The following is a 14140-nucleotide window of genomic DNA, read 5'->3' on the forward strand; positions in this document are numbered from 1 at the left end:
TATGTTGAGTCGTTGCCCACATTTCACACGATGCTGGCAGTCCTTTGTTGCCACAGAACAATGTTTCGGAAGTTAAGTCAATTCTGGGTTAGGAGAATCGAAATTTCTTGATCGCCAATCCCGCAGCTGCTAACCCCCAGGCGATGATGATCAGCAGCTCGGTGATAGGGATGATTCCGCGTAAGCCTTCAGCGAGCCCGGAAGCTACTGCAACAGAGGGAACCAATGTCCATAACCCGTTGCTGCCCAAACCTTGTGCGTACAGAACCCAGCCAACGACTCCTAGTAAAACCAGCCACAAAAAGTTGCCCAAGCCAAGGACTTTTTCAGCTGCCAATGTCCCGCCGAGCAATAGCCCGAAAGCAGTAAAGCTGGCAGTAGAGAGTAGCAATACGACGAGCGTCAAAAGGATCTCTGCGAAGCTAGCGCGAAACCCGAGAATTCCAGCTGTAATTGCAAGCACAATTGCTTGTATCAGCGTCACGATAACAATCGCGGTGATTTTGCCGACAATGATCGCGGTGCGCGGCACCCCGGAAGCTCCTGCTCTTTTCAAAGCACCGTAGCGTCTGTCGAAGGCCACGGCAATGGCTTGCCCAGTAAAACCGGATCCCATAGCAGCAACCGCTAAAACCATAGGAAAGATTTCGTCGAGGCCGCGTTCTTCCCCCAAAAACGGGACAAACGCTGCTCCAACCAAAATTGCTAAAGGAACAACGATATTTAGTAGCAATTGTTCGCCGTGACGCAGAATCAGCGAGGTTTCCATTCGGGTCTGTGCACCGACGATACGGAGGAACGAAGCCGGGAGCGGTGCAGGGCTAAAAGTTCCAGCAGGAAAACTATGTGCGGTCATCAACGTCCTCAGTAACGGCTAGAAAGACATCTTCCAGGCTGCGGGCAGTGACATTTAATTCGCGCAGCAAGATCTTGTGCGCGGCCATGGTTGTACCAAGTTGTTCGATTAACTCCGGGGTAGGTGTTGAATGTAAGAGGTAACGGTTGTGACCAATGGAGCTGAGTGACCAGTCGGAAGGCAACATGTCGTCGGCAAGCGCAGTGTCCGTGGTAAACGTTAGACTTTCTCCCGTCGATTGGGCGAGCAGCTCTTGAGGTGTGCCTGAAATTTGCAATTGGCCGTGGTCCATAATGTAGATGTAATCAGAGAGCCGTTCAGCTTCGTCAAGCAAATGGGTGGTTAAAACGACCGTGACGCCATCTCTACGAAGGGCTTCGATGAGTTCCCAGGTTAAGCGTCGTGCTTGGGCATCCATGCCAGCGGTTGGTTCATCGAGAAAAATGAGTTCTGGCCTGGGCAGAAGAGCCAAAGCTAGAGAAAGACGTTGCTGTTGACCACCGGAAAGTCTGCGGTAAGTGGTTGTACTGTGCGGGCGTAAACCAACCAGGTCGATCAGCCATTCGGGGTCATGGGGGTTGGCGTAATACTTCGCAGCCAAATTGAGTTGTTCAGAAACGGTAGCGCCGGAATAACCACCTCCGCCTTGCAGCATCATGCCGATGCGCTGACGGACTTTATCTGGTTCCGTAGCTGGGTTCATGCCAAGGACTTCAATGCGTCCAGAAGATGGTTGCGTGAAGCCCTCGCACATTTCGATGGTGGTAGTTTTACCTGCACCGTTTGGGCCAAGCAGGGAAACGATGCGCCCGCGCGGAACCGTGAGGTGGAGTGCATCGACTGCAGAGGTATCAGCAAAACGTTTGCTGACGTTGTCGAGCACCACGGCGGGCGAGCTGTTGACCGTGGAGTCCTCGAAGCCATCGAAAGTTTTATGCACGTCACTCATTGTAGGGGAGAAGTTTTGCGATGCCGAAGCAGGTAGGAAACAACGGTAACGATACTGGTTATGACCAGGGCAGTGAGCAGTGCTTGTGCGTAAATACCAGCAACAACTTCCGGCGGCAGTGCCATTCCGCGGGGCAAAGTTAAGAAGCTCACTATGACGCAATAGATTGTGACCAGAACCCGGAATACGGCACGGTTGGCCCATGCGGCTAGTGGAACGATTGCCCACAGTAGGTACCACGGGTGTACAACCGGAAAAAATATGACTAACACGAGAGTTGCCATACCAAGCCCCCCGACCGGATGGATAGCTCCCCGAAAAGTGGCGAAGAGCATGCGGAGCAGGAAAATTCCTGACACCACCACACCAAGAGTGCGGGTGATTACCAAAATGGACTCTGTGTGGTCTCCCAACCCCAGCACTGTGCCAATAAAACCGCTGATCACTCCCAATGCTGTTGTTAAAGACAGCCAACTGCGGATGGTCGCAGCCCCGCCTTGCGCACTGATCCAACCGAGGTCGATACCAGTAATTAGTGTGATCACAGCGATGCTGACCACAAGCGTTACAAGGTAGAAACCAGCTGCCAAGACGACCGCTAGCCAGCGGCGCATGCCGTTGTTCGCCAGCCAACGTGCCAGTGCCATGCCGACGAAACCCAAAGCGATAAAGCCGGTAACCTTGACCATCCCGGCGCACGCAAGTAGAAATCCACCGGCGAATAATAAGTTCCATCGCCGTGCCGAACTCGGATTGTCAATACCGCGAAGGGCTAGTTCTATGCCAACCAAGAGGAAGCCCAATAAAATTGCTTCGTTGTGAATACCACCCAGCAAGTGAAGCATGACCACGGGGTTGAGCACTCCAAGCCATAAGGCAGTTTCTGGGGCGATTCCACAACGTCTCGCAAGCTTGGCAAGCGCCCAAGCCATCGCGATGATACCCACTAGGGAAATTAGGCGGTGCGCGAGAACACCGAATACGATTCCGTCGCTAGTTAGCTGGCTGATCGCAGCAGCGATGCCCAAAGCTACGGGGCCATATGGGGAAGGGGATTGCGCCCAGATAAAAGGCACTGAGCGTGCCAACGCGTTTTCAGTCCCGAGAAGTTCCACCGGTCCTGCTTCATACGGGCTCAAGCCCTGCGCAACGATTGAGCCATTCGCCAGGTAAGAATAAATGTCTTGTGTAAATAGAGGAGCTGTAAACACCAATGGCACCGACCAGGCGACCAAAGTTAGTTTTAACTCGCCGGTGCCAATCGTGAGACGCTGCGCAGAGTCGAAACGGAAACTAATTCCGACAAATCGAGCCATAGCAACCCACGAGAATACTAAAATTCCGATCCCCAGCATGACTAATGCAGAGGAGGTCTGCAGCATACGGGCCATTAACGAACCCAACGGAAAATCCGAATATGGGTTGTTAACTACGGGAAGAGCACCTGCACCGAGTCCGCCCAAGCCGATCAGAAGAGTCGCAACCGTGCCCATCCATTGCCAAAGACGAAATAACCGAGCCTCCCGGGGCGTGGGCTCCTGGTGTACCGGAGGTTTTTGCGTGGCGTCGGAGAGCTGCGCAGAGCGTGATCCAGCTGTGCCCACTCGCGGTAAAACCGCGCGGATGGAGGGCCAAGGGTTCAGCGTGCGCAAATTCACGGAAGCCTATTTTAGTCATATTCCTCGGGTAGCTGTAACCCTGTCGGTTCTGCTTTGGCAGGGTATGGGCGATAGCGATTTCATCTCGGCGTGGAAAGTCATAGTTTTTGATGAATATGGCCAGCTGGTTGGTGCTAGGTATAACCCACTCCAGCTGGACACTGCGCGATATTTAAGGAACACTAGTGTTGTCAAAAGGTGAATCACCGTTAAGGGCTAAGGAGGTGCATGATGGCGACTATGCCCGACAGAAGTGTCGATAGTGACAAAGGTTCCGGCGAAGCTACTGGGCTGACTGGAAAAGAAACACGTACTACTGATGGCGATACCCGTCGCCAAGTAATGCACTTGCTGCTCAAGCAAGGGCCGATTACGGCTGGAATGCTTGGTGATCATCTCGGCCTTTCGGCCGCGGGTGTGCGCAGACACCTGGACATTTTGGTGGAGGATGGATTGACGGAAACCGTGCACCGTCGCCCGCGAGGGCAGACGCGGGGTCGGCCCGCAAAACACTTCCGCTTAACTGATCGAGGACGTGCATATTTCGGGCACTCCTACGACCTATTGGCATCGGATGCTCTGGAAGCTCTGCGTGAAGCTGGAGGGGCAGATGCGGTCCGTGCTTTCGCACGGCAGCGTGTCCGGAAAATCCTCGATAAAATAACACCAGCGACATCCCCAGATGACGCTGAGGAGCAAGTTGATGAACATGCGGTGGAGCACACCGCCAAACAGTTAGCGGAAACGTTGAGCGCACATGGTTACATATCGACGGTGCGCCCGTCGGAATCAGGCATCCAGATGTGCCAGCATCATTGCCCCATCGCTCACGTTGCGGCAGAACACCCAGAATTGTGTGAAGCCGAGCATGAGGTCATCACTTCGCTTCTGAGCCAACACGTGCAGCCCTTGGCTACCATCGCGGAAGGCCACGGTATTTGCACCACGAATATTCCCTTGACGCAATCACAAACCATCATGAAAGGAGCTGGTCATGACTCAGGCACAACCTAAGCCAGAGACTCCGCAGATGACCGATGATGAGATTATCGATTCGATCGGTGCCTACGAGTACGGCTGGCACGACTCCGACGCCGCGGGCGCATCCGCTGAACGTGGCATTAGCGAAGAAGTAGTCCGCGACATCTCACGCCGTAAGAATGAGCCAGAGTGGATGCTCGAAGCTCGTCTGAAGGCTTACCGCATCTTTGAAAAGAAACCAATGCCTACGTGGGGCGCTGATCTGTCGGATATCGACTTCGATCAGATTAAATACTACGTCTCTTCGACTGAGGGCCAAGCTGCTTCCTGGGAAGACCTCCCAGAAGACATTAAGGCTACTTATGACAAACTCGGCATCCCAGAAGCAGAAAAGCAGCGGTTGGTTGCGGGCGTTGCAGCGCAGTATGAATCTGAGGTTGTTTACCACCAGATCCGCGAGGACCTGGAGGAGAAAGGTGTCATTTTCGTAGACACTGATACTGGCCTGCGGGAATACGAAGATCTCTTTAAAGAATACTTCGGCTCTGTCATCCCAGCCGGTGACAACAAGTTCTCTGCGTTGAATACTTCTGTCTGGTCTGGCGGCTCTTTCATTTATGTACCGAAGGGCGTGCATGTCGATATTCCGTTGCAGGCGTATTTCCGTATCAATACCGAAAACATGGGCCAGTTTGAGCGCACCTTGATCATCGTTGATGAAGATGCCTATGTCCATTACGTCGAAGGTTGCACCGCACCGATCTACAAATCGGATTCGTTGCACTCTGCGGTCGTAGAAATCGTCGTCAAGAAGAACGCTCGTTGCCGTTACACGACCATCCAAAACTGGTCTCAAAACGTTTATAACCTGGTTACTAAGCGCGCTAAGGCTGAAGAAGGCGCAACCATGGAATGGGTTGACGGCAACATCGGTTCGAAGGTCACCATGAAATATCCGGCCGTATGGATGACCGGTGAAGGTGCCAAGGGTGAAGTTTTGTCCGTAGCGTTTGCTGGCGAAAATCAGTTCCAGGACACGGGCGCCAAGATGGTACATATGGCACCACGCACTTCCTCCAACGTCGTGTCCAAGTCTGTTGCCCGTGCAGGCGGCCGTGCTTCGTACCGAGGTCTCGTGCAGATCAACAAGAACGCGAAGCACTCGACGTCGAACATTGAGTGTGACGCGCTACTGGTTGATTCAATCTCGCGTACCGACACCTACCCATACAATGACATTCGTAACGAATATGTCACTTTGGGGCATGAGGCTACGGTTTCGCAGGTTTCTGAAGAACAATTGTTCTACTTGATGTCGCGCGGTATCGCCGAAGAAGAAGCAATGGCAATGATTGTGCGCGGATTTGTCGAGCCAATCGCGAAAGAGTTGCCAATGGAATATGCACTCGAATTGAACCGTCTGATCGAACTACAAATGGAAGGATCCGTGGGCTAAATTGGTTAACTCTAACGAATTCAACACCACGAAAGCGGCCACGAAGGGCGACCAGTTCACGTCATTTAACGTCGATGATTTCCAGGTGCCAAGTGGTCGTGACGAAGTGTGGCGCTATATCTCATTGCGTAGCTTGCGGGGATTACACGATGGCACTTTTTCTGAGGCCGTGGAACAAAACATCAGCGTAAGCGAACAAGGCGGCGTCAAGAGCGAAAAAGTTGCTCCGGACGATTCCCGTCTGGGACGTGCGGGCGCACCGGCAGACCGTGTCGCAGCGCAAGCTTGGACTTCGATGCCCGCTGGTCAGGTCATCACCATTGACGGCGACAAGCAGTACGACGATGCCGTGGTCATTACGATCACCGGTGCAGGCGACGATGTGACGTCCTTCGGTGCTACTTCGGTAGAGATCGGCAACCATGCTGAGGTCACCGTCGTATTGAACTACCAGGGCTCTGGCACGCACGCAGACAACGTGGAATTTGTCATCGGCGACGGCGCCCACGTCAACGTCGTGGTTGATGCCGATTGGGATGATGATGCAGTGCACCTGTCACACCAGGTTGCTTCTCTGGGACGCGACGCAACCCTGCGCCACAACGCAGCCATCTTCGGCGGCGAGATCGTTCGCATGGTTCCTCGCGTCGGTTTCCGTGCGCCAGGTGGCGATGCGGAATTGCTGGGCGTGTACTACGCTTCCGAAGGGCAGTACTTCGAAAACCGCCTGCTGATGGATCACTCGCAGCCATCGTGCCGTTCCAACGTCATGTACAAGGGCGCGATTCAGGGAGCACCGGGCTCCTCCAAGCCAGACGCCCGCTCGTGCTGGGTTGGCGATATTCTGATTCGCTCAAACGCAGAAAACACCGACACCTACGAGGTTAACCGCAACCTCTTGCTGACCGATGGTGCCCGCGCAGATGCGATCCCGAACTTGGAAATCGAAACCGGCGAGATCGCTGGAGCTGGTCACGCCGCAACCGTCGGCAGGTTCGACGACGAGCAGGTTTATTACTTGATGTCGCGCGGTATCCCAGAAGGAGAGGCACGTCGTTTGATTATCCGTGGCTTCTTCTTGGAGATCATCAACCGCATTCCAGTGCAGAACTTGCGCGAAGACTTGGCAAAGCGAGTCGACGACGAACTCGCAAGCATCTCGGCATAACACGAAATCGAAATCGCTAGGGCAGCGGCTCCAGTCGCCCCTACACGCACGACCTATAACCACGGAAAGAGTGAGCTATGTCTACCTTGGAAATTAAGAATCTGCACGCTCAGGTGCTGCCGTCGGATGAGACCGCAGAGCCAAAGCCAATTCTGAAAGGCGTCAACCTGACCATCAAGTCGGGCGAAACTCATGCCATCATGGGGCCAAACGGCTCCGGCAAGTCGACCTTGGCTTACGCCTTGTCGGGTCACCCTCGTTACGAAATCACTGAGGGCGAAGTACTTCTCGACGGTGAAAACATCCTAGAGATGGAAGTCGACGAGCGCGCGCAGGCCGGCCTGTTCCTTGCCATGCAGTACCCAACCGAAGTTCCTGGCGTTTCCTCGTCGAACTTTATGCGTTCGGCAGTATCTGCCGTTCGCGGCGAAGCACCAAAGCTGCGTGAATGGGTCAAGGAAGTCAACGAAGCCCGTGAGGCGCTGTCCATCGATAAGTCCTTCGGTGAGCGCTCGGTCAACGAAGGCTTCTCCGGTGGTGAGAAGAAGCGCCACGAAGTACTGCAGCTGGGTCTGCTGAAGCCAAAATTCGCCATCATGGACGAAACTGACTCCGGCCTTGACGTTGACGCGTTGCGTATCGTCTCTGACGGAATCAACCGTTACCAGGACGAAACCAATGGCGGAATCATGATGATCACCCACTACAAGCGCATCTTGAACTACGTCAACCCTGATTTCGTTCACGTGTTTGCTAAAGGACGTATCGTCGAAACTGGCGGTGCTGAATTGGCCGACACCCTTGAGTCCAGCGGTTACGATCAGTTCATGTAAACGCAGCCAGTAACTTCCTCTGGCCACGTTTGCGCTGATACGAAGAAACGAAGAAACTAGGTTTAACATCTCGATGTCTACTTTGGATACCGACGCAATTCGGAAACACTTTCCGATCCTGTCGCGTACGGTTCGCGGCGATAATCCTTTGGTCTATCTGGATTCTGGCGCGACCTCGCAACGCCCCGAGGTGGTGTGGGAAGCGGAAAAGGAATTCGTCCTGAATTCTTTCGCGCCCGTGCACCGCGGCGCCTACCAATTGGCTGAGGAAGCTACCGACGCCTACGAGGATGCTCGTGAGGCCATCGCCAACTTCGTCGGTGTAGACGGTGCTGAAATTGCGTTCACAAAGAACGCGACAGAGGCATTGAACCTGGTTGCATTCACCTTCGCTGACCCCCGCTCCGAGGACCTGTGCGTCGGCGAAGGCGATACCGTGGTGGTTAGCGAGCTGGAACATCACGCTAACTTGGTCCCTTGGCAGGAGTTGTGTGAGAAAACTGGTGCCACTCTCAAGTGGTACCGGACGACGGACGACGGCCGCATTGACTTGGATTCACTTGAGCTCGATGAATCCGTGAAAGTCGTTGCGGTCACCCACCAGTCCAACGTCACTGGTGCGGTGGTCGACGTTCACGAAGTTGTCCGGCGTGCTCGCGCGGTTGACGCATTGGTGGTCTTGGATGCCTGCCAGTCGGTGCCGCATATGCCCGTTGATTTCCGGGAATTGGATGTGGACTTTGCCGCGTTTTCGGGCCACAAGATGTGCGGTCCTTCTGGGGTTGGCGTCTTGTACGGCAAACCAGATCTACTGGCAAAGTTACCCCCATTTTTGACCGGCGGCTCCATGATTGAAGTCGTGAAAATGGAAAAGACGACTTTCACCGAACCACCGCAGCGGTTTGAGGCGGGAACCCAGATGACCAGCCAAGTTGTTGGTTTGGGGGCAGCCGTCAAGTTCTTACAAGAAATCGGGATGGACGAAATCCACGCGCATGAGCAAGAACTAACCAAATACTGTTTGGAGAAACTCTCTGCCATTCCTGGAGTTCAGATTGCAGGTCCGCTGGATACAGAAAACCGGGGCGGGGCAGTATCGTTTGTAGTGGATGGGGTACACCCGCATGATTTAGGTCAGGTACTGGATGATCGCGGGGTGTGCGTGCGAGTCGGTCACCATTGCGCCTGGCCGGCACACCGCAGCCTGGGAATGCAGTCCACTGCGCGTGCAAGTTTTTACTTGTATAACACCACCGAAGAAATCGATGCGCTTGCCGACGGCATCGTGCATGCTCAAGAATTTTTTGGAGTCTGATCTAGATGAATCTCGAATCGATATATCAGGAAGTGATTCTAGATCACTATAAAAACCCGCAACACCGGGGATTACGTGAGCCGTATCAGGCAGAAGTCCACCACGTGAACCCATCGTGTGGCGATGAGCTCACGCTGCGGGTGCAGTTGTCCGATGACGGGCAGACCGTCGAGGACGTCTCGTACGACGCTGTTGGATGCTCAATCTCGCAGGCGTCGACCTCGGTAATGGCAGAAGAGATCATTGGTATGTCTCGTGACCGCGCGATGGAAAAGCTCGCTGAGTTTGAGCGGATGATCACCTCACGAGGCAAAGCTGAAGGAGACGAAGACATCATTGGAGATGGAGTCGCGTTTTCTGGTGTCTCGAAGTATCCAGCCCGCGTGAAGTGCGCTCTGTTGGGTTGGAAAGCGTTCCAATCCGCGACCGCGGATGCGCTGAATGAATTGGAGAAATAATGTCTGAGAATACTCAAACACAATCTTCTGACCAGCCGGTTGATCCGTACCAGAATGAGAATTCCTCATTTGATGGTGCACGCGAAAAACCGGAGCAGACAGAAGAACAACTGAGCTTGGCGTATGACTGCGAAGAATTTCTTCGCGACGTCATCGACCCGGAGTTGGGGATCAACGTTGTTGATCTGGGCTTGGTATATGACCTTTGGATTGAAGAAAAGGACGGAAAGACACGTTGTGTCATTAACATGACGCTCACGTCGCCGGCCTGCCCATTGACCGATGTCATCGCTGAACAGGCTGAGCAAGCCGTAGTTGCTAACACCAAGTGCGATGAGCTCGAGCTTAACTGGGTATGGATGCCGCCATGGGGCCCACAGATGATCACGGACGAAGGTCGTGAACAATTGCGTGCTCTTGGCTTCGCAGTATAGCCGCCGCGCTCAGCTGCTGGTCTGATCAGCAGAAGCATTCGACGCCCCGTTGCTAGTTCTACTAGCGGCGGGGCGTCGAACTGTATACCCCATTATGTCGGGCACTGATCAATCCAATTTTTAGATCCAGCCGTTCTTCTTCGCCAGGTATGCCGCTTCGTAACGGTTACCCGCTCCCGTTTTCGCCATGATGCTGGAAATATGGTTACGCACCGTTCCCGGTGACAGAAACAACGCTCTGGCTATGGCAGTCGAGTTTTTACCCTCGAATAGCTGTTGGCATACCTCAATTTCGCGCTTGCTCAGGGGATTATCGGGCGTCAATAAACTTTCTTGTGCAAGCGTTGGGTCTATCACGCGCATGCCGGCCTGGACCCGGCGGATAGCGTCGGCAAGCTGTTCTGGTGGGGTGTCCTTGACGACGAACCCATCCACCCCGACTTCCATTGCACGTTTGACGTACCCGGCTCTGCCGAAAGTTGTGACGATTATGCAACGGCACGCCTCATAAGAAAGCTCCGCTGCTGCATCCAACCCGTTGAGCCCAGGCATTTCGATATCTAACAGGGCTACATCAATCGATTTTTCCCGCACGAGGCGCACAGCCTCTGTGCCAGTGGAGCATTCGGCCACAACTTCGATATCTGATTCCGCGTTTACCAGCGCGACCAGCGCGCCGCGTACCAGCGATTGGTCTTCGGCGATTAGTACTCGGACCGGTGGGGTCATGGGGTAGATTCCTCTGTCACAGCGCCGTTATCGATCAGTGTGTTGTCATCGCTCATGGAAACTAGCACGGTGCTAAGTCCCTCTTTGCGTTGTATGATCAGCCGTCCGCCGGCGGCTTCAATTCTGTCGCGCAAGCCTGACAGCCCGCCCTTCGTATGCGTCCACTGGCATTGAAAACCACAGCCGTTATCTTTTACCTGCAGCTTAGTGTTTGTGATACTTATCCAGCACTCAGTCGCTCCCGAATGTCGTAGCACGTTCGTCGTGAGCTCTCGTAGAGCCCAGGAAAACACCAAATCGTGAGCGCCCGGTGTCGTTAACGGCTCGGGTAGGTGCGCAGTAATTTCTTTAGTTTCCAAAGCCCGGCGTGCTGCTTGCAGTTCGCCAGCGAAGGTGGGGGTGCGCATGCGGGTCACGGTGGAGCGAACTTCGGCTAGCCCCGTGCGCGATAGCTCGCTGATCTCGTTCAGTTCCTGCCGTGCCTGCTCAGGATTAGAATCGATGGCTCGTCGTGCGACCTCGGATTTCAAGTTGATAACCGTCAGGGAGTGCCCTAACAGGTCGTGGACGTCGGTGGCGATATCTTCGCGTTGCTGCGCTAGATCTAGCTTATGTCGAAGTTCGTCGCGAGATTCTTCATATTGGATAAATGCGCCCAACACCACCAGCCCCAACGGTACCACCAGCCCCAACGGTATACCGAAAAGGAGTACGGCGGGCCAGATCGGGTTTTGCGGTGCCCAGAGCCACACTGCCGCGACACCGATTACTCCGGTCGCGACTACGATGGGCAGGGATTTCTTCAGCGGCAAGGTGAAACCCAACATCGCGGCCAGAAATGGGGCGAAATTCGCTACTCCTATGCTGATCACCGGTGCGGTGGCCAGGGAAATTGCAAGCAGAACGCTCCATCGGAGAAGCGCTCGCGGCTGCCGATCCCAACCTCGCGGAAAATAATCCAGCGAGCCAAAGGCGAAGCTATAGAAGGCAGCAAAAGACCCCACGCAGACGGTGACCCATGCCTTGTCCCCGGTACTGAGCTGTGGAGCGGTGTACACCTGCACCATGAGTGGTGACAAAAATAGGAGCGATACCGAAGCAGAGATGAAGTCAGTTCGTCGAAAACTGTCACTACGGTTCATTTAGTTGCGCTCCTTGTCGCGGTTGCGCATCAACAGGCAGAAAGTCACAAATACGGCCGTCCATATCGTGATGTTAGCCCAGGAGTACCACATAGGATCAAAGATCATTCCTGTCGGCTGCAGCTGCGCACCTTCGGCCAGTGGCCAGCGCACCAGTGTGACTGCACCGTACATTGGGGTAAATCGAGCGATTTGCAGCAGGGTGCCGCTGAGGCCGATGAACACGTTTCCCGCGAAGGCAAGGATCACGATGGAGGCCGTGGCGATCGCCACTGTGTTTTCTTTCGGAACCACCAAGACCCAAGCTAAGCCGTAAAATCCGAAGGGAATTGCACAGATAACACAAGCGAAGAAACTTATTGCCCACTGAATTGCTTGCAAGTGTGCGTTGGTGAGAGCGCCGGCGATGAATACCGCTGCGATAGGAAGCACCGCACGCACCGTGATGCTGAGTGTATTAGCGAAAGCGAGTTGCCAACTACGCAGTGGAGTAAGAGCCAATTGCCGCCCCCAGCCACTGCGATCATCAGTGAGCGCCGAACCAGCCGCACCGACCGCTCCGACGACGCCCGCGTACAAAGCCATGGCCAGCATGACAAAGGCGGAGACGTTTCCGCCATTCATTTCCTGAGCGCCGTAGGACTGAGATGCGCCAAAAACGAGATAAAAGAAGACCGGCAAAACAACGCTGAAAAACAAGGTGGTCATGTCCCGGCGCAGTCGCAGCAATTCCTGGCCGGTAAACTTTAGTGTAGTGCTCATGGGGTTAGATTTCCTGGTTTTGGTTTGTCAGCTCAAGGAACATGTTTTCTAGGCTGGGATTGGTGATGCTGAGATTGCGGGCATCAGTTTCCGATAACAGGTAGCGGGCCAGAGCATCAGAGTCCTGACTCACCAGACGCAGATGATGGCCGTGAATTTCATTAGCAGTCACGCCCGGTATGTCCGCGAGTTCCGGGATTTCGCCTGGGAACTCAGCGGTGACGATGCGCTCAGAGCTCATATTCTGCAGCTCATAGGTGGTGCCGTCGGCGATGATTTCGCCTTTGTGCATCAGTACGATGCGCTCGGCGAACTCCTCAGCTTCTTTCAGGTAATGGGTGGTGAAGATGATCGTGCGGCCCTGTTCAGACTGGCACCTCATCGATTGCCAAAACTGGCTGCGCGCGCCTGCGTCCATTCCCGTGGTGGGCTCGTCCAGGATGAGGATGTCCGGGTTACCCAGAATGGCCAATGCGAAGCGTATACGTTGTTGCTCACCGCCGGAGCATTTGCCGACGCGGCGGGTGTAGATTGGCTCCAGGTTGGCTTGCTTGACAACGTCGTCCAGCGGTAGGTGGCGGGGGAAGGTAGCGGCGATCATCTTTACAGTGTCCTGCACCGTCATTTCGTGCAGTAGCCCACCGGTTTGCATTAGCGCACCGATGTTCTGCCTATAAATTGCGAGTTTGGGGGAGTTGTTCAAGACTTCGACGGTTCCAGCCGTCGGTCTGCTAAGCCCTAAGATGAGGTCCACTAAGGTAGTCTTGCCTGCTCCGTTGGTTCCGAGCAACGCGACGATCTCACCACGTTGAACGGAAAGGTCCACGTTCTTTAATGCGTGTACCGGTGAACGAGAGTGTGCGTTGAAGGTTTTACTCGCTCCCGAAACTTCAATGGCTTGTGTTTGCTGCATTGCTTTCATACGGACAACGCTAATGATCTGGGGATTCGTGGCCGTATGGAAATCGTCATGAAATCACCCATGATATTTGTCATGGGGGTACAAAACGTCCGCACTTCCAAGTCTCTATTTATTACGAACCAATGAGTAGCTGGATACTAGCGTGCCTTATCAAACCAGAATCACACCTATCGGCAGAGAGCTTTGGCGGATTCCGGAAGGATTGCCGGGATTCGGATAGTGAGTACGTCTTACCCAGAACAGGGAAGAAGCAGATAAGGCTAACCTGAAACATTGCCCTGCCAGGGCTATTGTCGGACTGACAGGATTTGAACCTGCGACCCCCACACCCCCAGTGTGGTGCGCTACCAAACTGCGCTACAGCCCGTTGTTGCCCAGAAATCCGATCAGGACTCTGCGGCAACGTTTTCACTATAGCGTTTGCTCAATATATCGCGCCAAACTTCCAGCTCACTACGGTTATTAATAAACCGTGGC

At 54.2% G+C, this 14140-nt stretch carries 14 protein-coding genes and 1 tRNA gene; 7 read left to right on the forward strand and 8 right to left on the reverse strand.

The window, feature by feature from the left end:
- Positions 1-88 precede the first annotated feature (88 nt).
- Genes O146_RS0106065 through mptB form a run of 3 tightly spaced genes read right to left on the reverse strand, consistent with a single transcriptional unit; the run spans position 89 to position 3463 of the window.
- Positions 89-856, reverse strand: a complete 768-nt coding sequence (locus tag O146_RS0106065; RefSeq protein WP_027017945.1) for an ABC transporter permease — start codon at positions 854-856, stop codon at positions 89-91.
- A complete protein-coding gene (locus tag O146_RS0106070) occupies positions 843-1805 on the reverse strand; it encodes an ABC transporter ATP-binding protein (protein ID WP_027017946.1) in 963 nt (320 codons plus the stop codon). The genes O146_RS0106065 and O146_RS0106070 overlap by 14 nt, the downstream gene beginning before the upstream one ends.
- Positions 1802-3463 (reverse strand): polyprenol phosphomannose-dependent alpha 1,6 mannosyltransferase MptB, encoded by a 1662-nt coding sequence (gene mptB, locus O146_RS0106075; protein ID WP_027017947.1) that lies wholly within the window; start codon positions 3461-3463, stop codon positions 1802-1804. Before mptB ends, O146_RS0106070 begins: the two co-directional genes overlap by 4 nt.
- A gap of 240 nt (positions 3464-3703) precedes the next feature.
- Here mptB and O146_RS0106080 point away from each other — a divergent pair, with 240 nt between their 5' ends.
- From O146_RS0106080 to O146_RS0106110, 7 genes are all read left to right on the forward strand, one after another.
- Positions 3704-4477: a helix-turn-helix transcriptional regulator gene (locus tag O146_RS0106080; protein ID WP_051137471.1), complete on the forward strand. Its 774-nt coding sequence runs from the start codon at positions 3704-3706 to the stop codon at positions 4475-4477.
- A complete protein-coding gene (sufB, locus tag O146_RS0106085) occupies positions 4458-5900 on the forward strand; it encodes a Fe-S cluster assembly protein SufB (protein WP_023019448.1) in 1443 nt (480 codons plus the stop codon). The genes O146_RS0106080 and sufB overlap by 20 nt, the downstream gene beginning before the upstream one ends.
- A 1-nt stretch (position 5901) precedes the next feature.
- Positions 5902-7068 (forward strand): Fe-S cluster assembly protein SufD, encoded by a 1167-nt coding sequence (gene sufD, locus O146_RS0106090; protein ID WP_021353943.1) that lies wholly within the window; start codon positions 5902-5904, stop codon positions 7066-7068.
- 77 nt (positions 7069-7145) lie between these two features.
- Positions 7146-7901, forward strand: a complete 756-nt coding sequence (gene sufC / locus O146_RS0106095; protein ID WP_021353942.1) for a Fe-S cluster assembly ATPase SufC — start codon at positions 7146-7148, stop codon at positions 7899-7901.
- A 73-nt stretch (positions 7902-7974) separates the two neighbouring features.
- Positions 7975-9216 (forward strand): cysteine desulfurase, encoded by a 1242-nt coding sequence (locus O146_RS0106100; protein WP_027017949.1) that lies wholly within the window; start codon positions 7975-7977, stop codon positions 9214-9216.
- A 5-nt stretch (positions 9217-9221) separates the two neighbouring features.
- The gene (sufU, locus tag O146_RS0106105) at positions 9222-9674 is read left to right on the forward strand and encodes a Fe-S cluster assembly sulfur transfer protein SufU (protein WP_027017950.1); all 453 of its coding nucleotides are present in this window, start codon (positions 9222-9224) and stop codon (positions 9672-9674) included.
- Positions 9674-10108, forward strand: a complete 435-nt coding sequence (locus tag O146_RS0106110) for a metal-sulfur cluster assembly factor (protein ID WP_021353940.1) — start codon at positions 9674-9676, stop codon at positions 10106-10108. The genes sufU and O146_RS0106110 overlap by 1 nt, the downstream gene beginning before the upstream one ends.
- A gap of 120 nt (positions 10109-10228) precedes the next feature.
- Here the strand turns inward: O146_RS0106110 and O146_RS0106115 are convergent, their stop codons facing one another.
- The 5 genes from O146_RS0106115 to O146_RS0106135 all read right to left on the reverse strand — a co-directional run bounded on the left by O146_RS0106115 (position 10229) and on the right by O146_RS0106135 (position 14030).
- Positions 10229-10837 (reverse strand): response regulator transcription factor, encoded by a 609-nt coding sequence (locus O146_RS0106115; RefSeq protein WP_027017951.1) that lies wholly within the window; start codon positions 10835-10837, stop codon positions 10229-10231.
- Positions 10834-11979, reverse strand: coding sequence for a sensor histidine kinase (locus O146_RS0106120; protein ID WP_027017952.1), 1146 nt, complete (start codon positions 11977-11979; stop codon positions 10834-10836). Before O146_RS0106120 ends, O146_RS0106115 begins: the two co-directional genes overlap by 4 nt.
- Positions 11980-12741 (reverse strand): hypothetical protein, encoded by a 762-nt coding sequence (locus tag O146_RS0106125; RefSeq protein WP_021353937.1) that lies wholly within the window; start codon positions 12739-12741, stop codon positions 11980-11982.
- A gap of 4 nt (positions 12742-12745) precedes the next feature.
- Positions 12746-13663, reverse strand: coding sequence for an ABC transporter ATP-binding protein (locus O146_RS0106130; protein WP_027017953.1), 918 nt, complete (start codon positions 13661-13663; stop codon positions 12746-12748).
- A gap of 293 nt (positions 13664-13956) precedes the next feature.
- Positions 13957-14030, reverse strand: a tRNA-Pro gene (locus tag O146_RS0106135).
- Positions 14031-14140: the final 110 nt, after the last annotated feature.

It is taken from the genome of Corynebacterium pseudodiphtheriticum DSM 44287 (assembly GCF_000688415.1).
In the GTDB taxonomy this organism is placed as follows: Bacteria; Actinomycetota; Actinomycetes; order Mycobacteriales; family Mycobacteriaceae; genus Corynebacterium; species Corynebacterium pseudodiphtheriticum.

Excerpts from the sequence above, each read along its gene's own strand:
- O146_RS0106065 (WP_027017945.1), bottom strand. The coding sequence starts at position 856 with ATGACCGCACATAGTTTTCCTGCTGGAACTTTTAGCCCTGCACCGCTC.
- O146_RS0106070 (WP_027017946.1), bottom strand. The coding sequence starts at position 1,805 with ATGAGTGACGTGCATAAAACTTTCGATGGCTTCGAGGACTCCACGGTC.
- O146_RS0106080 (WP_051137471.1), top strand. The coding sequence starts at position 3,704 with ATGCCCGACAGAAGTGTCGATAGTGACAAAGGTTCCGGCGAAGCTACT.
- sufB (WP_023019448.1), top strand. The coding sequence starts at position 4,458 with ATGACTCAGGCACAACCTAAGCCAGAGACTCCGCAGATGACCGATGAT.
- sufC (WP_021353942.1), top strand. The coding sequence starts at position 7,146 with ATGTCTACCTTGGAAATTAAGAATCTGCACGCTCAGGTGCTGCCGTCG.
- O146_RS0106100 (WP_027017949.1), top strand. The coding sequence starts at position 7,975 with ATGTCTACTTTGGATACCGACGCAATTCGGAAACACTTTCCGATCCTG.
- sufU (WP_027017950.1), top strand. The coding sequence starts at position 9,222 with ATGAATCTCGAATCGATATATCAGGAAGTGATTCTAGATCACTATAAA.
- O146_RS0106110 (WP_021353940.1), top strand. The coding sequence starts at position 9,674 with ATGTCTGAGAATACTCAAACACAATCTTCTGACCAGCCGGTTGATCCG.
- O146_RS0106115 (WP_027017951.1), bottom strand. The coding sequence starts at position 10,837 with ATGACCCCACCGGTCCGAGTACTAATCGCCGAAGACCAATCGCTGGTA.
- O146_RS0106120 (WP_027017952.1), bottom strand. The coding sequence starts at position 11,979 with ATGAACCGTAGTGACAGTTTTCGACGAACTGACTTCATCTCTGCTTCG.
- O146_RS0106125 (WP_021353937.1), bottom strand. The coding sequence starts at position 12,741 with ATGAGCACTACACTAAAGTTTACCGGCCAGGAATTGCTGCGACTGCGC.
- O146_RS0106130 (WP_027017953.1), bottom strand. The coding sequence starts at position 13,663 with ATGAAAGCAATGCAGCAAACACAAGCCATTGAAGTTTCGGGAGCGAGT.